The following is a 22,708-nucleotide window of genomic DNA, read 5'->3' as shown; positions in this document are numbered from 1 at the left end:
CGCGTCAGGCCTGTTCGACCAGCCAATCCCGAACCTTTTGCGCATTCTCCGAAAGCGGCCGGTTTTTCGGCCACACGACATGGAAGCTGTCGCCGGTCTTCATGGCATGGTCGGTGACCCTCACCAGCAGCCCGCTTGCCACCAGCGGGTCGGTCAGATGCCGCCAGCCGAGCGCGATGCCTTGCCCCTCCATCACGGCCTGGATGACGAGGACATAGTCGTTGATCAGCAACCCACGGTTGGTGGTGCCGGTATTGACGCCGGCGGATCGAAACCACTCGCTCCATGTCGCCGCCGCCCGGAACGGTTCCTCGAGGTGAATGAGCTGATGTGATGCAATCTCTGCGGGCGTGGCAGGCAAGCCGGCGCGGGCGACATAGGCAGGCCCGGCAACGGCGTAGATCTCTTCGCCGGCGATCGGCAGCGCGTCGTAGTCCGGCCAATCCCGCGCCGCGCCACCCCGGACGCCAAGCGGGATGCCTTCGGCGATGAGATCGAGATCGCGGTCGGCGGTCTGTATGCGCAGGTCGACGCCGGGAAGATCGTCGCGGAATTTCCGCAACCTCGGCATCATCCAGAACGAGGCAAATGCGGTGGATGCGGACAAGGTGACGTGCACGCCGCCGGCCTGAGCCCGCAGCTCTTCGGCCGATCTGCGAATGTGGGAGAGGCCGAGCGTCACGTCGGCGAAGAAGCGGCTGCCCGCCTCGGTCAACAACACCTGCCGATGACGCCGTTGGAACAGGCTGACACCGAGCTGCTGCTCCAGTCCCCGCACGGCATAGGATACGGCGGCTTGCGTCATGCCGAGTTCGCGCCCGGCAGCCGTAAAGCTCGAAAGCCTTCCCGCCGCCTCGAAAACGATGAGGCGGTCGGCCGACGGCAAGAGATGGCGCAAGCTTTGCATGAATCCAGCTTATGCTGGAGATCAATATTTTCAAGCATTACAGCCATATTCGAATGAACTAGCTTCATGTCACAGGGAGCGAAGTCGAACATGATGGTTGCGGAAACGCTGGAACAGGCGGCTGGGAAACGCGAGCGCGCCGGTCGCAGCGCGCGGCGCGAACAACGCAGCCACGGGGCGGAAGGCCTTGGCCGGCCCTACATTCTTCGCAATATCCCGACCTACGACATCCTTTCGGAAGAAAACCTGATCCGCATCGAGACGACCGCGGATCGAATCCTGGCCGAGATCGGCATCGAGTTCCGCGACGATCCCGTTGCACTCGACCTCTGGAAGCGGGCCGGGGCCGATGTGACCGGCCTGTTGGTGAAATTCGAACCGGGCATGCTGCGCGAAATCCTGAAGACCGCGCCGGCGGAGTTCGTGCAGCATGCGCGCAACCCGGCGAAGTCGGTTCTGATCGGCGGCAAAAGCGTTGTTTTCTCGCCGGCTTACGGTTCTCCCTTCGTGATGGATCTCGACCGTGGTCGCCGCTACGGCACCATCGAGGATTTCCGCAATTTCGTGAAGCTGGCGCAATCCTCGCCCTGGCTGCATCACTCCGGCGGCACGATCTGCGAACCGGTCGACGTGCCGGTCAACAAGCGCCACCTTGATATGGTCCACGCCCATATCAAATATTCCGACCGTCCCTTCATGGGCTCGGTCACGACCGAAAGCCGCGCCGAGGATTCCATCGACATGGCGCGCATCGTCTTCGGGCGGGACTTTGTCGATCGGAACTGCGTCATCCTCGGCAATGTCAATGTCAACTCGCCGCTGGTGTGGGACGGCACCATGACCCTGGCGCTGCGCGCCTATGCCCGCGCCAACCAGGCGGCCGTCGTCGTGCCCTTCATCCTTGGCGGTGCCATGGGGCCGGTGACGAATGCCGGCGCAATCGCCCAGTCCTTGGCGGAAACCATGGTCGGCTGCGCGCTGACGCAACTGGAAAGGCCTGGCGCGCCGGTGATCTTCGGCAATTTCCTGTCGTCGATGTCGTTGCGTTCCGGTTCGCCCACCTTCGGCACGCCTGAGCCGGCGATCGGCTCGATGGTGATCGGACAGTTGGCCCGGCGGCTGAATCTGCCACTGCGCTGTTCCGGCAACTTCACCACCTCGAAACTGCCGGACGCGCAGGCGATGAACGAAGGCACGATGTCGATGCTGGCGGCCGTGCATTGCGGCGCCAATTTCATCCTGCATTCAGCCGGGTTTCTCGATGGGCTGCTGTCCATGTCCTACGAAAAATTCGTCATGGACGCAGACTTCTGCGGCGCGCTGCATTCCTATCTCGACGGGGTGAAGATCGACGACAACCAATTGGCGCTGGACGCTTTCCGCGAGGTCGGGCCGGGCAGTCATTTCTTCGGCTGCGCTCATACCATGGCGAACTATCAGACGGCCTTCTGGGACACCGAAATTGCCGACAATGAGCCATTCGAGAAGTGGCAGGCGGCCGGCTCGCGGGATGCCGCATTGCGCGCCAACCAGCGCTGGAAGAAGATGCTGGCCGAATATCAGGCGCCACCCCTGGACGAAGCCGTCGACGAGGCCCTGCTCGATTTTATCGACCGTAAAAAAGCCGGGATGGCGGATGCGTGGTATTAAGCGGACTGCGCAACCGTTTCATCGGGGGAATACCATGAAGCCAGGAGTTCTGCTTGCACTGTGCATCTGTGCCTTTTCCGGCCCTGCGTTGGCTGGCCCGGCATCGGATGCCGTCATGTTCTTTTATTCGCCGGTCAAGTTCGCCGCCGACGCGCAATATCGCGATCGCTTCACCGAACCGGTCACCAAGCTGTTCGAGCTGAACGACGCCGCGCTCAAGAAGAACCCGGACGAAGTCGCCTGCATCGACTTCGAGCCGGCGCTCGATGCGCAGGACTATGACGACAAGGCGGTGGCCGACAGCCTGAAACTGAGCGAGGCCGTCAACGGCGACACCGCGACGGTGACAGTAAATTTCAATCTGTTCACCGAAGGCGATGATTCCAAACGTGAAATGGTGTGGGATCTGAAGAAGGTCAACGGCGGTTGGAAGATCGCCGATATCAGCTCGAAGAGCAACAGCTGGAAACTCAGCGAGTTGGGATGCTCGGGTGAGGACAGCGCGGATTGAGCCGGTGAACAGGATCGGTCGCTTGCTGGCCTGCATCGCGGTTGGAGCCTTCGCTGCCGGCCCGGGCGGCGCCGGCGCTGAAGGCTTGCTCGGCGCCAAGCCGCAGGCAGCGCCAGCTGCTCCGGCCCCGGACCAGCCGCCTGTCGCGTCCGGCCTGGCGACACCTGCCGCGGTCGGTTCGCCCTCTGCCGTGGTAAGGCCGTTTTATGCCGAGGGCGGTACCGATCTTGCCGTCGCCGACCGCAGCCGCTTCGTCGATCCGGCCAAAACCGTACTCGAAAAGAACGAGGCGCTGAAGAAATCCGGGCAGGGTGACTGCCTCGACCAGAACATGCCGCTCGACGAAGTTCCCTACGACAAGGCGGCGCTCGACAAGAGCTTCAAGTCGCTGGAATCGATCAACGGCGACGATGCTCGCGTCGTCGTGGCGTTTGTCGCGGGCAGTGACTCGCACAGGCTCGAGTGGAAGCTGAAAAAGGTCGGCGGCGAGTGGAAAATCACCGACCTTCTCTCCGTGACCGGAGAGTGGGCGCTCAGCCAGTATCAATGCGAATGATACGCAGATTCAAAGAGTTGGAGCGTCCTTTGCAAGTCCGAGCTAACGCGCGATGCTCTAACCGCGACCGCGATAGGGCGCCACGCCTGTATCGGGCAGCCATGCGCCTTTCGGCGGCTCGCCGGTCTGCCAGAAGACATCGATGGGGATGCCGCCGCGCGGATACCAATAACCGCCAATGCGCAGCCATAACGGGCTGGTTGCCTGCACAACGCGCCGCGCGATCATGACCGTGCAATCCTCGTGGAACGCACCGTGATTGCGGAAGGATGTCAGGAAAAGCTTCAGCGACTTGGATTCGACCAAAAGTGCATCAGGCGCATAGTCGATCACGATATGCGCGAAATCGGGCTGGCCGGTGACGGGGCACAGCGACGTGAATTCCGGACAGGTGAAGCGCACGATAGCCGGCGGGCCATCGCCACGGGTGAAGGGTACCGTTTCCAGGACCGCATGGTCGGGGCTGTCTGGCGTCTCGACCTTGGTGCCAAGCTGAGTCAGGCTTTCCGTCATCATGGGCAGTCTCCTTGGGGGCAGGCTCATCCACAGCCAGCATCGGTATAGAACAGGACAACGATGGCCAGCAACGATCCGCTCCTCCAGCCCTACCAGCTCAAACATCTGACGCTGAAGAATCGGGTGATGTCGACCAGCCATGAGCCGGCCTATTCCGAGGACGGCATGCCGAAGGAGCGCTACCGGCTCTACCATGCCGAAAAGGCCAGGGGCGGCATGGCGCTGACCATGACCGCGGGCTCGGCCATCGTTTCCCGCGACAGTCCGGCCGCATTCGGCAATTTGCATCTTTACGACGATGCCATCGTGCCCTGGCTCTCGGAGCTCGCCGAGGCCTGCCACGAGCACGACTGCAAGGTGATGATCCAGATCACCCATCTCGGCCGCCGCACCGGCTGGAACAAGGCCGACTGGCTGCCGGTGCTGTCCGCTTCGCCGGTGCGCGAGCCGGCGCACCGCGCCTTTCCCAAGGCCGCCGAGGACTGGGACATCGAGCGTATCGTCAAGGATTACGCGTCGGCGGCGCAGCGCTGTCACGCGGCCGGCCTCGACGGCATCGAATTCGAGGCCTACGGCCATCTGATCGACGGTTTCTGGTCGCCGGCAACCAACCATCGCGACGACGAATTCGGCGGCTCGCTCGACAACAGGCTGCGCTTCACCAACATGGTGCTCGACGCCGTGCGCGCGGCTGTCGGCGAGAAATTCGTCGTCGGCATCCGCATGGTGGCGGATGAGGATTTTGCCGCCGGTCTGTCGAAAGAGGAGGGCGTGGAGATCGCGCGGCGGCTGGCGAAATCCGGCAAGGTAGATTTCCTCAATATCATTCGCGGCTCAATCGAGACAGACGCCGCGCTCACCAAGGTCATCCCGGTGACCGGCATGCGGTCCTCGCCGCATCTTGATTTCGCCGGCGAGGTGCGGGCGGCGACCAAGTTCCCGACCTTCCACGCCGCGCGCATCCAGGATGTCGCGACAGCCCGCCACGCGATTGCCAGCGGCAAGCTGGACATGGTCGGCATGACCCGCGCCCATATCGCCGACCCGCATATCATGCGGAAGGTCATGGAAGGGCGTGAGCACGAGATCCGCCCCTGTGTCGGCGCCACATATTGCCTGGACCGCATCTATGAAGGCGGCGAGGCCCTGTGCGTCCACAATGCGGCGACGGGGCGCGAAGCGACGATCCCGCATGTCGTCGGCAATTCCGGTGGGCCCGAGAAACATGTCGTGGTCGTCGGCGCCGGTCCGGCGGGGCTTGAAGCGGCGCGTGTGGCGGGGGAGCGCGGCTACAGGGTAACCATGCTCGAAGCCGCCTCGCAGGCCGGCGGGCAGATTCGGTTGGCGGCACAGAACCCGCGCCGCAAGGAATTGATCGGCATCGTCGACTGGCGGCTTTCACAGTTGGAGCGGCTGGGTGTCGATATCCGCTACGATGCCTGGGCCGAAAAGGACGATGTTCTGGCGCTCGAACCGGACGTGGTCGTGGTCGCGACCGGCGGCATCCCGCAGAACCCGCCATTGGAGGCGGGCGACGCGTTGGTCACATCGAGCTGGGATATTCTTTCGGGGGCGGTCAAACCGGCGGAAAACGTCCTGCTTTACGACGACAATGGCGGTCATCAGGGCATGGGTGCGGCGGAGCTGATCGCCAATGCCGGTTCGAAGCTGGAACTCGTATCGCCCGAGCGGTTCTTCGCGCCGGAAATGGGTGGCCTCAACCATGTGCCCTATATGCGCGTCTTCCACGAGAAGGGTGTGACGGTGACCATAAACACCCGCGTTCGTGCGATACGGCGTGAAGGAAATCAACTGGTTGCGGAATTGCGCTCAGATTTTGCCGAAGGCTGGAAGGTTCAGCGTTTCGTCGACCAGGTCATTGTCGAGCATGGCACGGCGCCGCTCGACGAGCTCTATTGGGCACTGAAGCCGCTGTCGCGGAACGCCGGCGCCGTCGACTATGAAAGCCTGGTCGGCGGCGGCGACATTTTCCCGACACGCAACCCGAACGGTGCCTTCATTCTCTATCGGATCGGCGATGCCGTGGCTTCCCGCAACATCCACGCCGCCATCTATGACGGCATCCGCTTCGGTCTGCGCGTCTGAACCGCGTCGGGGTCAGCAGCGAAACAGTGGTTCGCCGAAGATCGTGGGGTCGACGTCGACGCCGAGCCCCGGGCGCCGCGGCGGCGACATCGCTCCGTCTGCGATAACGAAATCGGCCTTGCCATTGGCGACCGTCACCCAGTTGTGGAAGTCGACGGTATGCTGGCGCAGCAGTTGCGGCGTTGACAGCAGCAGGCCGCAATAAGCGGCCGTGTCGATCTGCGCGCCGCCGGTGTCCTCGATGGTGATCTTGAGATTGCGGGCGATGGCGATGTCGCGCAGCAGCTTGGCCTTGGTTAGCCCGCCGACACGGGCGAGCTTGATCGTGATGCCGTCCACGAGCCCGTCGCCGATGGCGCGCAGCAAGGCATCCGTGCCGTCGATGGTCTCGTCCAGCACCAGCGCCCGGTCACAGGCCGGGCGGATCGCGAGGTTCTCCTCATAGCTCGCGCAGGGCTGCTCCAGTGTGTAGTCGAGCGAGCGCGTCGCCTGCAGAAAGCGCCGGGTCTCGGCGGTGCCCCAGCTGCCATTGGCGTCGCAGAACAGCACCGTGCCGGAGGGGACTGCCGCACGCACCGCCTCCAGTCGCGCAATGTCGTCGTTGACGTCCAGCCCGACCTTCACCTGCAGCCGGCGATAACCTTCGACGATGTATTTCTTTGCCCGTGCCGCCATGACGTCCGGGCTTTCCTGTGCCAGCGAGCGATAGAGCGGCACGGTGGTGCCTTCCGCGCCACCCGTCATCGCGGCCAGCGAAAGGCCGCTGCGTTTGCCGGCAAGGTCCCACAGCGCCATGTCGATGGCCGCCTTGGCATAGGGGTGACCTTTCAGCAAAAGGTCCATGCGCCGGTTGATCGCCTCGATGCCGGCCGCGTCCTCGCCGATCAGGCGCGGCGTCAGTTCCCGCATCGCGGCGCGCGCGCCTTCGGCGAAAGCTGGATCGTAGAAGGAACCGAGCGGCGCCATCTCGCCATAGCCGCTGACACCATCCCGCGAGGCGATCTCGACGATGGTCGAATCGAAACCCTCGGCGCTGCGCCCGCCCGAACAACGATAGGTGCCGTCGCGAAATGGCTGCCATTGCTGGTAGACCGTGATGCTGGCAATGGTCATGGCGGCTCCTCGGGCGATTTTCGAAATGGTCTGTTCGAGTTGATGCTAGCGGCGGTAGGACACGTGCGCCGCGAGGGAAACGGCAGGTGCGCTGGTCGCTTTTGTGCTAGCTTCTCGGCGGCCGATCGCAGTATCCCTTGCCGCCTTAAAGGAGCCCACCGTTCATGAGCCAAAGCTTCCTCGCCCATCTCGACACGGAACTCACCGGCCTCAAGGCAACAGGCCTTTACAAGTCCGAGCGGGTGATTTCGTCGATGCAGTCGGCCGAGATCGAGGTGGGCGGCAACAAGGTGCTCAATTTCTGCGCCAACAACTATCTCGGCCTCGCCGACAGCGAGGAGTTGCGCGACGCGGCGGCCAAGGCGCTCGATCGCTACGGTTACGGCATGGCCTCGGTGCGCTTCATTTGCGGCACGCAGGAAGAACACAAGCAGCTCGAGGCAAGGATTTCCTCCTTCCTCGGGCTGGAGGACACCATCCTCTACGGATCCTGCTTCGACGCCAATGGCGGGCTGTTCGAAACGCTGCTTGGCGAAGAGGACGCGGTGATCTCGGACGCCTTGAACCATGCCTCGATCATCGATGGCGTGCGGCTCTCGAAGGCCAAGCGGTTTCGCTATGCAAACAATGACATGGCAGCACTTGAAGAAGAGTTGAAGAAAGCGGAGGGCAGTCGTTTCAAGCTGATCGCCACCGACGGCGTCTTCTCTATGGATGGCATCATCGCCAATTTGAAAGGCGTCTGCGATCTGGCGGAAAAATACGGCGCGATGGTGATGGTGGACGACAGCCATGCCGTCGGCTTCGTCGGCAAGCATGGCCGCGGCTCGGCCGAGCATTGCGGCGTCGAGGGCCGGGTGGACATCATCACCGGAACGCTCGGCAAGGCGCTGGGCGGCGCTTCCGGCGGCTATACGTCGGGCAAGCGGCAAGTGGTCGACTGGCTGCGCCAGCGCTCGCGGCCTTATCTCTTCTCCAACACTTTGATGCCGGCGATTGCGGCGGCTTCGCTCAAGGTGTTCGACCTTGTGGCGAATGGCGACGAACTGCGCGGAAAACTCTACGACAACGCCGCCCGGTTCCGCTCCGGCATGAGCAAGCTCGGCTTCACGCTTGCCGGCGCCGACCATCCCATCATTCCGGTGATGCTGGGCGACGCGGCGCTGGCGCAGCAGATGGCGGCCAAGATGCTGGAACGCGGTATCTACGTCATCGGCTTTGCGTTCCCGGTCGTACCCAAGGGCCAGGCACGTATCCGCACCCAGATGTCGGCCGCGCATTCCACCGCTGACATTGACCGCGCGGTTGCTGCGTTCGGGGAAGTGGGTAAGGAACTCGGCGTCATTTCCTGAGGAAGAACAGAATGTCCAACATGATGCGCGCGCTGGTGAAGGCCAAGGCCGAGCCTGGAATCTGGATGGAGCGCGTTCCAGTCCCCGAGATCGGCCCGAACGACGTGCTGATCAAGGTCAAGAAATCGGCCATCTGCGGCACGGACGTGCATATCTACAACTGGGATCAGTGGGCGCAGAAAACCGTGCCGGTGCCGATGGTGACCGGGCATGAATTCGTCGGCACGATCGCCGATGTCGGTTCGGCCGTGACCGAATATAAGGTCGGCCAGCGTGTGTCGGGCGAGGGGCATATCGTTTGCGGCCATTGCCGCAATTGTCGCGCGGGCCGGGGGCATCTGTGCCGCAACACGCTTGGCGTCGGCGTGAACCGGCCGGGTTCGTTCGGCGAATATGTCGCCATTCCGCAGCACAATGTCGTGCCGATCCCCGACGATATCCCGGACGAGATCGCGGCGATCTTCGATCCGCTGGGCAACGCGGTTCACACCGCGCTGTCCTTCGATCTGGTCGGCGAGGACGTGCTGGTTACCGGCGCCGGGCCGATCGGCATCATGGGCGCGCTGGTGGCGCAATGCGTCGGCGCGCGCAAGGTGGTCATCACCGACATCAACCCGGTGCGCCTGGCGCTGGCCAGGAAACTTGGCGTTCGCCACGTCGTCGACGCCTCGAAGGAAAAGCTGCGCGACGTGATGCGCGACGAGGGCATGACTGAAGGCTTCGATGTCGGGCTCGAAATGTCAGGCTCGGCGGTCGCCTTCCGCGACATGATCGACACGATGAACAATGGTGGCAAGATCGCTATTCTCGGCATTGCGCCGACCGGCTTCGAGATCGACTGGAACAAGGTCATCTTCAAGATGCTGCATCTCAAGGGCATCTACGGCCGCGAGATGTTCGAGACATGGTACAAGATGATCGCGCTGGTGCAGGGACCGCTGGATGTGAGTGGTCTGATCACCCACCGCATTGGCATTGATGACTACCAGGCCGGCTTCGATGCGATGCGCAGCGGCAATTCCGGCAAGGTGGTGATGGACTGGTAGGAAAAATATTTTCCTGCTGGTTGAATTTTTCGAATATTGTTTGTTGCCATGTCGCTGGCGGATTTGCTAATGCGAGCGACTTTTTGTGCAAGCGCTTAGCCTCGAGAACCAGAACCGGTTTTCGAGGCGGTGGTCAAGAGCCGGAATTCCGCAATGCGCCGCCATATCCGCTCCTTCACCGCGCGCCATGAGCCGTCCGGGCAGGTTCTTTCGCATGCCAAGTCGGGGCTTGGCGCGGTTGTCGGCATCGGAGCGGTCGGTGGTCTCGCGGCGCTGACAAACATGCCGCTGCTGTTGGCGCCGCTCGGCGCTTCGGCCGTGCTGATCTTCGGTCAACCGGCGAGTCCGCTGGCGCAGCCAGCCAATGTTTTCGGCGGCTATCTCCTGGCGACGATTGTCGGCGTGGCGGCAGCGCTGACCTTTCCGGGCATGTGGCAGGTTGCGGCGCTGGCCGTTGGCCTTGCAATAGCGCTCATGCTGATGTTTCGCGTCACGCATCCGCCCGCCGGCGCGGTGCCGCTGGTGGCGCTCGCCGCGCCTCTGCAGAGCGGCTCGCTGTTTTTCACGATCCTGATCGGCTCGATCAGCCTGGTTGGCCTCGGCGTCGTGCACCACCGGCTACCACCGCGCTTCCACTATCCACGCCGGTTGGACTGACGGCGAACGCCGCCTCGATGGCATCCAGCGCCGTCTCCAGCGCTACGCGATCCTGATTTGCGATCCGTTCCAGCAACTCCCGTTCGAACGCCTTCGCCAACGGCACCATGTCGCGATAAGCGGCCAATCCCGCCTTGGTCAGTGTCAGATGCTCGATGCGCCGGTCCTTTTCGTCCGGCGTGCGGGTAAGCCAGCGACGTTTCTCCAGTTCAGCAACGGCGCGCGACACCTTGGTCTTGTGCATCGACGACTGCTCGCCAAGCGCTGTCGCCGTCATCGAGCCGTGTTGGCCGAGCCCGGCTAGCGTGCGCCATTCGGGACGGGTGAGGCCAAGCCGGTCCTTGTAGACCCTGGCGAACTCGCGGCTGACCAGATCGGCCAGATGGTAAAGCCGGTAGGGCAGGAAGCTTTCCAGCTCGAGAGTGTTTTCCGGTGTTGCCATGATGCCCGTTCCGGTCGAGCTTGGATGCTGGGAGATGTCGTTGATAGTTACATTTTCGATGGTTACAGATGTAACCAGTTTGGTCAATCCGGGGAGGATGCGATGGCCTTTTCCTACATGCCGGGCTTCGGCAACGATTTCGAGACCGAGACGCTTCCGGGCTCGCTGCCCCAAGGTCGAAATTCGCCGCAGCGGCCAGCCTACGGGCTTTATGCCGAGCAGCTCTCGGGTTCGCCCTTCACAGCGCCGCGTGGCACCAACGAGCGTTCCTGGCTCTACCGCATCCGGCCGAGCGTCAAGCACACCGGCCGCTTCAAGGGCGTGAACTACCCGCTCTGGAAGACGGCGCCGAATGTCGGCGATCACGAACTGGCGCTTGGCCAGTATCGCTGGAACCCGACGCCGATGCCGAAGGAGCCGACCGATTTCATCGCCGGCATGCACACCATGACGACGGCGGGCGACGCGTTGGGCCAGAGCGGCATGGCCGCCCATGTCTACGTCGCCAACAAATCCATGGTGGACGACCATTTCTTCAACGCCGATGCCGAGATGCTGATCGTACCGCAGGTCGGCCGGCTGAACTTTGTCACCGAAATGGGCGTTATCGAAATGCGGCCGGGCGAAATCTGCGTCCTGCCGCGCGGCCTCGTCTTCAAGGTCGAACTGATCGATGCCGAGGTGCGTGGTTATGTCTGCGAGAACTACGGCGCCAAGTTCACCATGCCCGATCGTGGGCCGATCGGCGCCAACTGCCTGGCCAATCCGCGCGACTTCAAGACGCCTTGCGCCTGGTTCGAGGAGAAGGAGACGCCATGCCGGCTGATCGTGAAATGGTGCGGCTCCTTCCACATCACCGAGCTCGATCATTCGCCGCTCGACGTGGTCGCGTGGCATGGTAACTACGCACCGTATAAATATGATCTGGCTACGTTTTCTCCAGTCGGCGCTATTCTTTTCGATCATCCCGACCCGTCGATTTTCACCGTGCTGACCGCCCCGTCCGGCGAGGAAGGCACGGCCAATGTTGACTTCGTCATCTTCCCGCCGCGCTGGCTGGTGGCCGAAAACACCTTCCGTCCCCCATGGTACCATCGCAACATCATGAGCGAATTCATGGGCCTCATCCACGGCCAGTACGACGCCAAGGAAGAAGGTTTCGTGCCGGGCGGCATGAGCCTGCACAACATGATGTTGGCGCATGGGCCTGACGCGCCGGGTTTCGAAAAGGCTTCGAAAGTGGAACTGAAGCCGGTGAAGCTCGACAACACCATGGCCTTCATGTTCGAGACGCGCTTCCCGCAGATGCTCACCCGCCACGGTGCCGAGCTGCCGACCCTGCAGCAGGACTATATCGACTGCTGGAAGGATCTGAAAAAACGCTTCAACGGCACGCCGGAGGGCGACTGGTCTTGAACGTGGGGCAGCGGAAAGGCCGGCTGGTCCTCCTCGGGTCCAAGGGCGGGCCGGCATTGCGACCCGGCGGCCCGTGGCCGACATCGTCTTTGCTTGAATTGGGCGGTCGCTCGATCGTCGTCGATTGCGGGCTGGGCGTGGCACGCGGCCTGACCGATGCGGGCCTTGGTCTCAAGACGCTCGATCTCATTTTCATCACCCATTTGCATTCCGATCACTATCTGGAACTCGGGCCGCTTTTGCACACCGCATGGACGGCCGGTCTCGCCACGCCGGTCACGGTCTTCGGTCCGGTCGGCATCGGACGCTACTGGCGGCTGTTTTGCGACGCGATGGCCTTCGACATCGATATCCGTATCGAGGATGAAGGCAGGCCCGATCTGCGCGCGCTCGTGTGCGTCGAGGAATTTGCCGAGGGGCGTGTTTTCGAAACGGACGGATTGCTGGTTACGGCCATGCGCGTCGACCACCCGCCACTGGTCGATTGCTTTGCGCTGCGCTTCGAAGGCGAGGGGCGCGGCATCGTCTTCTCCGCCGACACTGCCTGTTTCCCGCCGCTCGCCGATTTCGCAAGGGGCGCCGATATTCTCGTGCATGAAGCGATGCTGGAGGCCGGCGTCGACCGCCTCGTGGCGCGCACGGGCAATGGTGCGAGGCTGAAGCAGCATCTTCTGGCCAGCCACACATTCGCCGAGGACGCAGGCCGCATTGCTACAGCGGCAAATGTCGGTCGCCTCGTGGTCAACCACCTGATCCCGGCCGACGATCCCGCCATTGGCGAGGCCGACTGGGTGGCCGCCGTCAGGAAAACATGGGCGGGCGACTTGACGATCGCGCGTGACGGGCTTGTTGTGGGGTTGGGCGCCGGAAGTGCGTCGGGAGAGGAGATTGCATGAAGCTTGCCACATTGAAGGACGGGTCGCGCAACGGAAAACTGGTTGTCGTGTCCCGCAACCTGACGCGTTTCACCGATGCCTCGTTTCTCGCGCCGACCCTGCAGGCCGCACTCGACGACTGGCGTCGCATCGCGCCGCATCTGTCGGCACTGGCGGAAACGCTGGAACACGGCTCCGTCCCATCCGAGCGCTTTCACGAGCATGACGCGCATTCGCCGCTGCCGCGTGCCTATCAATGGGCGGACGGCTCGGCCTATGTCAATCATGTCGAGCTTGTGCGCAAGGCACGTAATGCCGAGATGCCGGCCAGCTTCTGGACCGACCCGCTGATGTATCAGGGCGGCTCGGACGCCTTCATCGCGCCGCGCGATCCGATCCGCATTGCCGACGAGGCCTGGGGCATCGACCTCGAGGCCGAAGTCGCCGTCATGGTGGATGACGTCCCGATGGGGGCAAGCAAGGACGAGGCGCGCAACGCGATCCGCCTCATCATGCTGGTCAATGACGTGACGCTGCGTGGGCTCACCGCCCCGGAACTCGCCAAGGGGTTCGGTTTCTTCCAGTCGAAGCCTTCGTCGGCCTTTTCGCCGGTGGCGGTCACCCCCGACGAACTCGGTGGAGCGTGGGACGGCGGCAAGTTGCATCTGCCGCTGTGCGTCGATCTCAACGGCAAGCCGTTCGGCCGCGCCGATGCCGGCGTCGACATGACCTTCGATTTCCCGGCACTGATCGCGCACGCAGCCAAGACCCGCCCGCTTTCGGCGGGCACCATCATCGGCTCGGGCACAGTTTCCAACAAGAAGGATGGCGGCCCGGGCAGGCCCGTTGCTGACGGCGGCGCCGGCTATTCCTGCATTGCCGAGCAGCGTATGATCGAAACCATCGAGAGCGGCGAGCCCAAAACCCCGTTCCTGCGTTTCGGCGACACGGTGCGCATCGAGATGAAGGACAAGGCCGGACATTCGATCTTCGGCGCGATCGAGCAGAAGGTGGAAAAATACGAGAATTGACGGGGGCGGTGAATTGGTAGAATCCGAGGACGATTCCGCAAGAACCTACCTGGCTACAACCGCCTTCCTGAATGTCTTTTGTGTCGTCTTCATCCCGGCGGGGCTGTTTTTTGCGCACGCCGGGCTCGTGGCGAGGTGCGTCTCCTTCTTGGCTTTTGCAGCCTTTTCTACATTCAGCCTTTTTGTGCTTGTACGCAATTTCCTCAAGGAGGGGCGCCGCCGGCTCTCGGTATTTGCCGCTGCCAGTTTTATCGCCATGGTCATCATTGGTTGGCTTTGTATTTGGCCAAGCGTGCCCAGAACGTGGGCGGTAATCCAAGCCTATAACTTCATCGAACCGGCGTTGAGTTTTGTAGCCAAACAGCACAACCGAGCGTTGGATAGGCTTGTGGGGTACTTATTCCTGACTTCCGCTGTCATTGGCTATTTGCTCTTGTTTCTTCCCATAATGCTTGCCGCCATCGCCAACCAGCAATGGTCAGAGACGAAATCTACCCTCTCAGCGCGCTTGAAGATCATTGGTGTGGTTTTGGGTAACTCAACCAAGCGTGGTGGGATGTAGCGGAACGTGGCAATGAATCTACTCGACCATTTCCGTCGCATGGCCGCCAACAATCTCTGGTCCAATGACCGGCTCTACCGAGCGGTGACGGCGCTGAAGCCGGGAGAATTCGACGCCATGCGCGCCGGCTTCTTCCCGTCGATCAAGGCGACGCTCAACCACATTCTTTCGGTCGATCTCTATTATCTCGATATGGTCGAGGAGGGCGGTGTTGGCTTGGCCGTCTTCGATGCCTGGACGGATTTCGAGGACCCCGCTAAGTTGGCGGCTGTACAGGCCGAGGCCGACCGACGGCTGATCGTCTTTTGCAACGAGTTGAACAAGTCTGGCCTTGAACGCCGCGTGCCGACCGACCGTGGCGATGACGGCATCATCCCGGAGCGCATCGGCGACCTGCTGGCGCATCTGTTCCTGCACCAGATCCACCATCGCGGGCAGGTGCATGCCATGCTGTCGAGCACTTCGGTCAAGCCGCCGCAGCTCGATGAGTTCCTGCTCGACTTCGATATCAAGCTCAGGAAAAGGGAGGTCGAGCGCTTGAAACTCTGATCCGCTCGACCTCGTTGTTTCGGACTATTCGGCCGCCTGAACCTTCAGCACGCCGCGCTTGATCTGGTCCTGCTCGATCGATTCGAACAACGCGCGGAAATTGCCCTCGCCGAAACCTTCATCGCCCTTCCTCTGGATGAATTCGAAGAAGATCGGGCCGATCACGGTCTTGGAAAAGATCTGCAGCAGGATCTTGGTCATGCCGCCGTTCACCACGCCTTCGCCGTCGATCAGGATGCCGTGTTTCTTCATGCGCTCGATCGGCTCGTCATGGCCGTTCACGCGCGCATGAGACATGTCGTAATAGGTCTCCGGCGGACCGGGCATGAACTTCAGCCCGTTGGCGGCCAGCTTGTCGGTGCCGGCATAGATGTCGTCGGTGCCGACCGCGATGTGCTGGATGCCTTCGCCGTTGTACTTCTTGAGATATTCGGCGATCTGGCTGGTGTCGTCCTTAGATTCATTCAGCGGGATGCGGATCTTGCCGCAGGGCGAGGTGATCGCACGGCTGACCAGGCCGGTGATGCGGCCGTCAATGTCGAAGAAATGGATCTGCGTGAAGCCGAACAGGTCGCGGTAGAAATCCCACCACTTGTCCATGTTGCCGCGGTAGACGTTGTGGGTGAGGTGGTCGAGGAAATAGAAGCCGACGCCAGCCGGCTTCGGGTCCTTCTCGCCAAGCCAGTCGAATTCCGCATCATAGGTCGAGCCCTTGGCGCCATATTTTTCGACAAAATAGAGCATGGAACCGCCGATGCCGACGATGGCCGGCACGTTGAGCGTCTTGTCGTTGCCTTCATAAGGCGTGGCGCCTTTGGAAAGGGCGTGCTCGAAGGCATGCTTGGCATCGACTACGCGCCACGCCATCGACGGCGCGCATGGGCCGTGTTGGTCGACGAAGCGCATGGCGTGCGAGCCGGGCTCCGCATTGAGGATGTAGTTGATGTCGCCCTGGCGCCAGACCGAGATCTTCTTGGTCTTGTGCCTGGCGACTTCGCTGTAGCCCATGCGGGTGAACAGCTCGACGAGCTTTTCGGGCTCCGGATGGGCGAATTCGACGAATTCGAAACCGTCGGTACCGGCGGGATTGGCTTCGCTGATGGTGGCGGGTGGGGCGTCGTGCGGGAAGGGACCCATGGCATATCCTCCGGTTCGTCTCGACCCCTTTGGGGTCAGCTGCACCAATTATAGTGCCGGCGGCCCGCACGGTGCTTGCATTCACGCGCTTCAGGCGCGCATTATGTGCGCACTTCGTGCATGATGGTGGCAAAAATGGCGTCAGATACGCGCATCGATCAATTTGACCGCAAGATATTGGCTCTTTTGCAAGCCGACGCGCGGCTCACTAACAACGACCTGTCGGAGCGGGTGAATCTTTCGGCGTCGCAATGTTCGCGTCGTCGCCAGCGGTTGGAAGAGGAGGGTTACATCCGTAACTACCGGGCCGTGCTCGACCGCGACAGGCTGGGTTTTTCACTGGTCAATGTGATCACGGTGACGCTGGCCACGCACAATCGCGACAATGCCCGTCGCTTCGCCGAACTGATCATGCGTTTGCCGGAAGTGCAGGAAGCGCACGCGCTGACCGGCGAGATGGATTATATCCTCAAGGTGGTCACGCCCGACCTGAAATCGCTATCGGAATTCGTCAACAACGAACTGCTGCCGCACGAATCCGTGCAGCATGTAAAGACGGCGATTGTGCTGGAAACACTGAAGGAGAACGGCGCTCTGCCGATCTAGGAGAGTGCCGGGTCAGCCCTTCATCTGTTGTATCGCTGCGTAGAGATTGGTGCAGCGGGTGCCGGAGCGACAATAGGCGAAGACCGGGCGGGGCAGGGCGTCCAGCGCCTCGGCCTGCTCCTCCACATTCTGCATGGTCATCTGGCCGCTGACAACCGGCACCCAGCGGAACTCCAGTCCGGCGGCCTCGACCGCCGTCTTGATCGTGTCGGCGCTCGGCTGGCCAGGATCTTCATTGTCGGGTCGGTTGCAGATCACGCTCTTGAAACCGGCTGCCTTGATGGCCGCCACGTCTTCGACGCTGATCTGCGGCGAGACGGCATAGTTGTCAGCGATCTGGCGGATGTTCATGGGACTGCTCCGGGGAGGAATGGCATGTTTGCCCTGTCATGCCATTCCGCGCGGGCGGTCGCAAGCTTGGCCCGTTATGATAGCGACCGACGTCCCGCAGGGCATCGGTGCCTGGTTCGGATCGGAACAGCTCAGGCCGCGCGTTCGCTGTCCAATGACGCCATCTGAAGTTCGTTGTAGCGCGAGCCGGCCGCGGCGCCCTTGGGGGCTGCCTGTTCGATCGCCGCGATATCGGCCGCCGTGAGTGTGAAATCGAGCGCGCCAAGTGCCTCGGTCAACCGGTCGCGACGGCGCGCGCCGATCAATGGCACGATGTCGTCGCCTTTTGCCAACACCCAGGCGATGGCGATCTGCGCCACGCTGGCGTTCCTGCTTTCGGCGACCTGGCGCAGCGCCTCGACAAGGACGAGATTGCGGTCGAGATTGTCGCCCTGGAAGCGCGGACTGCGGTTGCGGAAGTCGGCGCCGGTCATGGTTTTCGTCTTGTCCCAATGGCCGCTAATCAACCCGCGCGACAGCACTCCATAGGCGGTGACGCCGATGCCAAGTTCGCGGCAGGTGTCGAGGATGCCGTCCTCGATGCCACGTGACAGCAGCGAATATTCGATCTGCAGATCGACGATGGGATGCACCGCCGCCGCGCGGCGGATCGTTTCCGAGCCGACTTCCGACAGGCCGATATGCTTGACGTAGCCGTCCTTCACCAGGTCGGCGATGGCGCCAATCGTTTCCTCGATCGGCACATTCGGGTCCAGCCGCGCCGGGCGGTAGATATCGATCGCCTCGACGCCGAGCCGCTTCAGACTATAGGCGGCGGCCGTCTTCACCGCTTGGGGGCGGGCATCGTAGCCCAACCAGTTTCCATCTGGACCGCGCTGCGCGCCGAACTTGACGCTGACCCTCACGGGGCCGGCGCTGCGTGTGGCGAGCGCTTCGCCGATCAGCATTTCATTGTGGCCCATGCCGTAGAAGTCGCCGGTGTCGAGCAAGGTGATGCCGGCGTCCAGCGCTGCATGCAACGTTGCCAGGCTCTCGGTGCGATCGGCCGGACCATACATGTCGGACATACCCATGCAGCCGAGCCCAAGGCTCGATACGACAAGTCCGTTCTTTCCCAGTGTGCGTTCGCGCATGGTGTCTTCCTTTCGCGGTTGATGGCTTTCGATTGAGCCTTGTCCGCAAAGATGGCACATGCTGAACTGTGCGATAAGATGGGCTTTTCAAAACGGACTATGCGGAAATTCGTACAATGCCTGTTGATATGAATCTGCTTGCGGCCTTTGCCGCGGTTGCCCGCCGCCGCAGCTTCCGTGCTGCAGCCGTGGAACGCGGCGTGTCGCCCTCAACGCTCAGCCAGCAGGTGCGTGACCTCGAGGCTGCGCTCGATTTGCGCTTGCTGAACCGCACGACGCGCAGCGTTGCGCCAACCGAGGCGGGCATGCGTCTGCTTGAAAGGCTGACGCCGGCGCTTGCCGACATCGCTTCCGTCGTGGATCATTTGCAGGCTGAAGGCGACACGCCAAGCGGCACTTTGCGCATCAACGCACCGCAGCCGGCGATCGACCTGGTGCTGGCGCCGCTCATCGGTCCGTTTCTCGCCGCGTGCCCGCGCGTGCGGCTGGAGATCATAGCCGAGACGGCTTTTATCGATATCGTGGCGGCCGGTTTCGACGCAGGCGTACGCTGGGGAGAAAGCCTTGCCCAGGATATGATCGCCGTGCCGCTCGGCCCGCAGCAGCGCTATGTCGTCGTGGCTGCTCCCTCTGTCGTTGCGGCCGGTTCGCCGATCCTGCAGCCGCGCGACCTGTTGGGCCGCCCTTGCATTCGCACGCAGTTTCCGAGCGGCATGAAGGTGGCCTGGGAATTCGAGCGCGACGGCGTTTTCGAAAAGATCGATCCGGACGGGTCGCTCGTTTCCACCAACATCGTCGCGCAGCTGCGCGCCTGCCTCGACGGTGTCGGCTTCTGCGCGACGTTCGAGGACTATGTGCGGGAGGACATCGCCGCCGGGCGGCTGGTCAGTGTGCTGGACGACTGGCTGCCACCATTTCCGGGGCCGTATCTTTATTATCCCGGTCGGCGTCACGTGCCGGCGCCGCTGCGCGCCTTCGTCGATTTCGTCAGGCGGCAGCGGCGCGGTGGCTAGCCTTGGGAGGCTATTCGGTGGCGTGCGCTTCGCCGGAACCGCCGACCGCCACAATATTGAAGGGCTTGCCGGCGAGCGGGATGTCGCCTGTCCTGGCAAAACTCGTCGCGTCGACCAGATGGAGCAGGCCTTTCAACGGATCGGTGACGACGATGCGGTCGCCGGCAACGGCGATGCGTGGGCGCGGGTCGCTCCAGTGGCCGTCCATCGAATAGGGGTCGGTTACCTTCACCGATTGCGCGATCTTACCGGCGATGATGTCGACCTGGTGCAACTGACCGTCCTCGGTGAACACGTGAGCAAAGCGCGGTCTTAAGGGATCGACCGCGAAATGCACGCGGCGGGTCGGCAGGTCGATCAGGCGGAACGCGTCCTTCGCGGAAGGGTCGACGAGCAACAGCCTGTCGGCGCCATAATTGCCGAGGAAATATTGCAGTCCCTTGCCGCCGAGCAGCGTCGTCGCTTTGCCGGCGGGGAGGCCGGCTGGATAAGGCACATGCTCGATGCCGGGGCCGCTTTCGCCATCGCGGACGAGTAACAGGCCGGTGGCGCAGGCAAAGGCCATCAGTTTGCCGGATGTCGCTTCGCCATGCAGGTCGGGGCAGGCGTGCACGTCGCCGACCTGCTTGCCCTCGGCATCGACCGCCCGGATGCCGACCGGCAGTTCGTCCGGTTTTTCCTTGTTGGGCTGCGATAGAAGCGCAAAGTCACCATAAGTGGCGGCAACGCCATGATGCGGGGCATCGGTCTTTACCGCCCGAAGCGGCGTCCCATCTTGGAGCGCTGCTTTCTCGTCGAGGATGCGAGCCGTGCCTTCGCCGTCGAAGAACAGAGTGAATTCGCCACGGTGTTCGACGAAGTGCGACGGCTTCGGCCCCTTGATTTCGACACCGGTCAACTTGGGCGCGGTGACCTCGATATCGCCGTGGTCGCCATGGTCGTCAAAGGTGACGCCGGTGGAAACGACCGAGACTGTGTCAGCCTTGCCTTGGACCGCGAAGACCGTCCGGCCGCTGGCGCTGCGATAGAGCGAGGCCGGCCCCTTGAGCGGTAGCGTGTCGAGTTTATTGCCGCTGATGGCATCGATGATGGTGATGATCGGTTCGGCGTGGTCCGAGACGAACAGGCGCCAGACGGTCTTTTCAGCAGCAAGGGAGGGGAGTGTAGCAACGCTGGCGAGAAGGGCGGCGATCGCAGTCGCCACGGCAAAGCGCTTCATAAAGCTCTCCATGTAACGTTATCTAATTACAAATGATTGAGTAAAAAAGGCGGAGAAATTGCCCTCCGCCTCGGGATGGTGCCGTGGCCGCTCGAAGCGACCACCTGGACGCCGATAATCTGGCGGACAGCTCAGCTGCCGAGAATGGCGCCTTTGATCTGCTTGATGTTGTTACGCATCAAATCGACGTAAGTCGCTGCAGGAGCATCCGTTTTCGACAGCGCGTCGGAATACAGCGTTCCACCGACCTTGATGCCTGTTTCGGACGAGATCTGTTCGATCAGGCGCGGATTGGTGATGTTTTCGACGAAGATCGCCGCCGCCTTGTCCTGTTTAACCTGCGTGACCAGCTTGGCGACATCTGCCGCCGACGGTTCTGCTTCGGTCGAAAGCCCTTGCGGGGCGAGGAAGGTCAACCCGTATTCATGTTCGAAATAGCCGAAGGCGTCGTGGGAGGTGATGACGACGCGCTTTTCCGACGGGATGGCGTTGATCGCCTCGCGCACTTCCTTGTCCAGCGCCTCGAGTTTCTCGGTATAGGCGGCGGCATTGGCCTTGTAGCTGTCGCAACCGGCACTGTCGGCGGCGCAGAACGCGTCCGCGATATTTTTCACGTAGATCTTGGCGTTGGGAACCGACTGGAAAGCGTGTGGATCGGTGGAGCCGTGGTCGTGGCCTTCGTGGCTGTTACCGCCTTCGGTGCTCTCGGCCTCGGCGAATTCCGGCTTGAACTCGATCGGCGTGACGCCCTTGGTCAATTCGACGATGGCGGCCTTGCTGGCGCTGGCCTCCACCAGACGCTGCAGGAAACCCTCGAAATGCAGGCCATTCACCAGCACCACCTTGGCCGAGGCCATCGAAACGGCATCGGCCGGGCTTGGCTCATAGACATGCGCGTCGCCATCCGGCCCGACGAGCGTCGTCACCGCAACCCGATCGCCACCGACGTTCTTGGCGAAGTCGCCGATGATCGAGAAACTGGCCACGACCTTCAGCGGTTCGGCAAAGGCAGTCGACGCAGTGATGGACATTAATGTTATAACGATCAATGTCAGCGCGCGACGGATCGATTTCAGCATTGCTGAATTCCTTTCAATGGTTAGGCGGTTCTGTGGCGGTGATGGACGAGGCGCGAACGCAGCACGCCGCGCGATCCGGCCAGGATGGAAAGCATGTAGGCTGCCCCGGCCGACAGGATGATGGCCGGACCGGACGGCAGCGCCGCGTGGTAGGACAGAAGCAGGCCGGCGACACAGGACGCGAAGCCGATCATCACGGCAAGCACGCACATCGGCCCGACGCGCTGGCTCCAGAAACGGGCGGCGGCCGCGGGCAGGATCATCAGTCCGACCGAGAGCAGGGTACCCAGAGCCTGGAAACCGCCTACGAGATTAAGCACGACCAGCCCCAGAAAGATGAAATGCACGGGGCTACCAAGCCGGCTCACGGAGCGCAGGAACAGCGGGTCGAGGCATTCGGCGACCAATGCACGCCACAAGACGGTTAGCGCCGCGAGCGTGACGACGGCAATGCCGCCGATCAACACCAGTGCCTCGTTGTTGAGCGCAAGCACCGTGCCGAACAGCACATGCATGAGGTCGACACTGGAACCGCGGATCGAAACCATCAGCACGCCGATCGCCAGCGAGATCAGGTAAAAGGCGGCCATCGAGGCGTCTTCACGCTGGATGGAAAAGCGCGAGACAGCGCCGGCGCCGAGGGCAACGACGACACCGGCGATCAGGCCGCCGATCGTCATCGGCAGAATTTCCAGCCCATAGAACAGGAAGCCGGCGGCTGCGCCCGGCAGAATGGCGTGGGCCATCGCGTCGCCGGAAAGGCTCATGCGCCGCAACATCAGGAAGACGCCGACCGGGCAGGCGCCGAGCGACAGCATCAACGAACCGGCCAGCGCCCTTTGCATGAAGGCGAAATCGGCGAACGGAGCGACGAAGAAAGC

24 protein-coding genes are annotated in these 22,708 nt (G+C 62.4%); 14 read left to right on the top strand and 10 right to left on the bottom strand.

Annotation, left to right across the window (positions count from 1 at the left end):
• Positions 1-4 precede the first annotated feature (4 nt).
• Entirely contained in the window at positions 5-907 is a 903-nt protein-coding gene (locus FZF13_RS24470; RefSeq protein ID WP_024926121.1) for a LysR substrate-binding domain-containing protein, read from the bottom strand.
• Between the two features lie 93 nt (positions 908-1,000).
• Here FZF13_RS24470 and FZF13_RS24465 point away from each other — a divergent pair, with 93 nt between their 5' ends.
• The 3 genes from FZF13_RS24465 to FZF13_RS24455 all read left to right on the top strand — a co-directional run bounded on the left by FZF13_RS24465 (position 1,001) and on the right by FZF13_RS24455 (position 3,624).
• Complete coding sequence (locus tag FZF13_RS24465) at positions 1,001-2,557, top strand: trimethylamine methyltransferase family protein (protein ID WP_373426412.1); 1,557 nt, start codon at positions 1,001-1,003, stop codon at positions 2,555-2,557.
• Between the two features lie 115 nt (positions 2,558-2,672).
• Positions 2,673-3,068 carry a DUF3828 domain-containing protein gene (locus FZF13_RS24460; protein WP_425505507.1) on the top strand — a complete coding sequence of 132 codons (396 nt, stop codon included), beginning with the start codon at positions 2,673-2,675 and terminating at the stop codon, positions 3,066-3,068.
• 4 nt (positions 3,069-3,072) lie between these two features.
• A complete protein-coding gene (locus FZF13_RS24455; protein WP_307419718.1) occupies positions 3,073-3,624 on the top strand; it encodes a hypothetical protein in 552 nt (183 codons plus the stop codon).
• Positions 3,625-3,681: 57 nt separating this feature from the next.
• On the opposite strand, the gene queF is transcribed toward FZF13_RS24455, so the two are convergent.
• The gene (queF, locus tag FZF13_RS24450; protein WP_024926125.1) at positions 3,682-4,140 is read right to left on the bottom strand and encodes a preQ(1) synthase; all 459 of its coding nucleotides are present in this window, start codon (positions 4,138-4,140) and stop codon (positions 3,682-3,684) included.
• Between the two features lie 60 nt (positions 4,141-4,200).
• Here queF and FZF13_RS24445 point away from each other — a divergent pair, with 60 nt between their 5' ends.
• Positions 4,201-6,246, top strand: a complete 2,046-nt coding sequence (locus tag FZF13_RS24445; protein ID WP_024926126.1) for an NADH:flavin oxidoreductase — start codon at positions 4,201-4,203, stop codon at positions 6,244-6,246.
• A 12-nt stretch (positions 6,247-6,258) separates the two neighbouring features.
• Here the strand turns inward: FZF13_RS24445 and FZF13_RS24440 are convergent, their stop codons facing one another.
• Positions 6,259-7,359 carry a mandelate racemase/muconate lactonizing enzyme family protein gene (locus tag FZF13_RS24440; protein ID WP_024926127.1) on the bottom strand — a complete coding sequence of 367 codons (1,101 nt, stop codon included), beginning with the start codon at positions 7,357-7,359 and terminating at the stop codon, positions 6,259-6,261.
• A gap of 164 nt (positions 7,360-7,523) precedes the next feature.
• On the opposite strand from FZF13_RS24440, the gene FZF13_RS24435 reads away from it, so the two are divergent.
• From FZF13_RS24435 to FZF13_RS24425, 3 genes are all read left to right on the top strand, one after another.
• A complete protein-coding gene (locus tag FZF13_RS24435) occupies positions 7,524-8,711 on the top strand; it encodes a glycine C-acetyltransferase (protein ID WP_024926128.1) in 1,188 nt (395 codons plus the stop codon).
• Positions 8,712-8,722: 11 nt separating this feature from the next.
• Positions 8,723-9,757 carry an L-threonine 3-dehydrogenase gene (gene tdh / locus FZF13_RS24430; protein WP_024926129.1) on the top strand — a complete coding sequence of 345 codons (1,035 nt, stop codon included), beginning with the start codon at positions 8,723-8,725 and terminating at the stop codon, positions 9,755-9,757.
• A 153-nt stretch (positions 9,758-9,910) separates the two neighbouring features.
• On the top strand, positions 9,911-10,414 hold the full coding sequence (locus FZF13_RS24425; RefSeq protein ID WP_024926130.1) for an HPP family protein: 504 nt from the start codon (positions 9,911-9,913) through the stop codon (positions 10,412-10,414).
• Here FZF13_RS24425 and FZF13_RS24420 read toward each other — a convergent pair.
• Positions 10,341-10,856, bottom strand: a complete 516-nt coding sequence (locus FZF13_RS24420; protein ID WP_024926131.1) for a MarR family winged helix-turn-helix transcriptional regulator — start codon at positions 10,854-10,856, stop codon at positions 10,341-10,343. The two genes, FZF13_RS24425 and FZF13_RS24420, sit on opposite strands and share 74 nt — an antisense overlap.
• 102 nt (positions 10,857-10,958) lie before the next feature.
• Here FZF13_RS24420 and hmgA point away from each other — a divergent pair, with 102 nt between their 5' ends.
• From hmgA to FZF13_RS24395, 5 genes are read left to right on the top strand one after another with little or no spacing between them, the layout of a single operon-like run.
• Positions 10,959-12,272 carry a homogentisate 1,2-dioxygenase gene (hmgA, locus tag FZF13_RS24415; protein ID WP_024926132.1) on the top strand — a complete coding sequence of 438 codons (1,314 nt, stop codon included), beginning with the start codon at positions 10,959-10,961 and terminating at the stop codon, positions 12,270-12,272.
• Positions 12,269-13,168, top strand: coding sequence for an MBL fold metallo-hydrolase (locus FZF13_RS24410; protein WP_024926133.1), 900 nt, complete (start codon positions 12,269-12,271; stop codon positions 13,166-13,168). The genes hmgA and FZF13_RS24410 overlap by 4 nt, the downstream gene beginning before the upstream one ends.
• Complete coding sequence (locus FZF13_RS24405) at positions 13,165-14,178, top strand: fumarylacetoacetate hydrolase family protein (RefSeq protein WP_024926134.1); 1,014 nt, start codon at positions 13,165-13,167, stop codon at positions 14,176-14,178. The genes FZF13_RS24410 and FZF13_RS24405 overlap by 4 nt, the downstream gene beginning before the upstream one ends.
• Positions 14,179-14,191: 13 nt before the next feature.
• Positions 14,192-14,740, top strand: coding sequence for a hypothetical protein (locus FZF13_RS24400; RefSeq protein ID WP_024926135.1), 549 nt, complete (start codon positions 14,192-14,194; stop codon positions 14,738-14,740).
• Positions 14,741-14,752: 12 nt separating this feature from the next.
• Complete coding sequence (locus FZF13_RS24395) at positions 14,753-15,289, top strand: DinB family protein (protein WP_024926136.1); 537 nt, start codon at positions 14,753-14,755, stop codon at positions 15,287-15,289.
• 24 nt (positions 15,290-15,313) lie between these two features.
• On the opposite strand, the gene hppD is transcribed toward FZF13_RS24395, so the two are convergent.
• Positions 15,314-16,426: a 4-hydroxyphenylpyruvate dioxygenase gene (gene hppD / locus FZF13_RS24390; RefSeq protein WP_024926137.1), complete on the bottom strand. Its 1,113-nt coding sequence runs from the start codon at positions 16,424-16,426 to the stop codon at positions 15,314-15,316.
• 123 nt (positions 16,427-16,549) lie between these two features.
• Here hppD and FZF13_RS24385 point away from each other — a divergent pair, with 123 nt between their 5' ends.
• Positions 16,550-17,032 (top strand): Lrp/AsnC family transcriptional regulator, encoded by a 483-nt coding sequence (locus tag FZF13_RS24385; protein ID WP_373426413.1) that lies wholly within the window; start codon positions 16,550-16,552, stop codon positions 17,030-17,032.
• Between the two features lie 12 nt (positions 17,033-17,044).
• On the opposite strand, the gene FZF13_RS24380 is transcribed toward FZF13_RS24385, so the two are convergent.
• Together FZF13_RS24380 and FZF13_RS24375 are read right to left on the bottom strand one after the other, a co-directional pair.
• The gene (locus FZF13_RS24380) at positions 17,045-17,383 is read right to left on the bottom strand and encodes a protein tyrosine phosphatase family protein (protein WP_024926139.1); all 339 of its coding nucleotides are present in this window, start codon (positions 17,381-17,383) and stop codon (positions 17,045-17,047) included.
• Positions 17,384-17,514: 131 nt separating this feature from the next.
• Positions 17,515-18,516 (bottom strand): aldo/keto reductase, encoded by a 1,002-nt coding sequence (locus FZF13_RS24375; RefSeq protein WP_024926140.1) that lies wholly within the window; start codon positions 18,514-18,516, stop codon positions 17,515-17,517.
• A 116-nt stretch (positions 18,517-18,632) separates the two neighbouring features.
• On the opposite strand from FZF13_RS24375, the gene FZF13_RS24370 reads away from it, so the two are divergent.
• Positions 18,633-19,529 carry a LysR substrate-binding domain-containing protein gene (locus FZF13_RS24370; protein ID WP_024926141.1) on the top strand — a complete coding sequence of 299 codons (897 nt, stop codon included), beginning with the start codon at positions 18,633-18,635 and terminating at the stop codon, positions 19,527-19,529.
• Between the two features lie 10 nt (positions 19,530-19,539).
• Here FZF13_RS24370 and aztD read toward each other — a convergent pair whose 3' ends face one another.
• From aztD to aztB, 3 genes are all read right to left on the bottom strand, one after another.
• A complete protein-coding gene (gene aztD, locus FZF13_RS24365) occupies positions 19,540-20,748 on the bottom strand; it encodes a zinc metallochaperone AztD (RefSeq protein ID WP_024926142.1) in 1,209 nt (402 codons plus the stop codon).
• A 131-nt stretch (positions 20,749-20,879) separates the two neighbouring features.
• Positions 20,880-21,827: a zinc ABC transporter substrate-binding protein AztC gene (aztC, locus tag FZF13_RS24360; RefSeq protein WP_024926143.1), complete on the bottom strand. Its 948-nt coding sequence runs from the start codon at positions 21,825-21,827 to the stop codon at positions 20,880-20,882.
• 20 nt (positions 21,828-21,847) lie between these two features.
• Positions 21,848-22,672, bottom strand: coding sequence for a zinc ABC transporter permease AztB (gene aztB, locus FZF13_RS24355; protein WP_081766963.1), 825 nt, complete (start codon positions 22,670-22,672; stop codon positions 21,848-21,850).
• Between the last annotated feature and the right edge of the window lie 36 nt (positions 22,673-22,708).

The organism is Mesorhizobium terrae (genome assembly GCF_008727715.1).
Classification (GTDB): Bacteria; Pseudomonadota; Alphaproteobacteria; order Rhizobiales; family Rhizobiaceae; genus Mesorhizobium; species Mesorhizobium terrae.
This window is presented reverse-complemented; position numbering and strand designations above follow the sequence as displayed.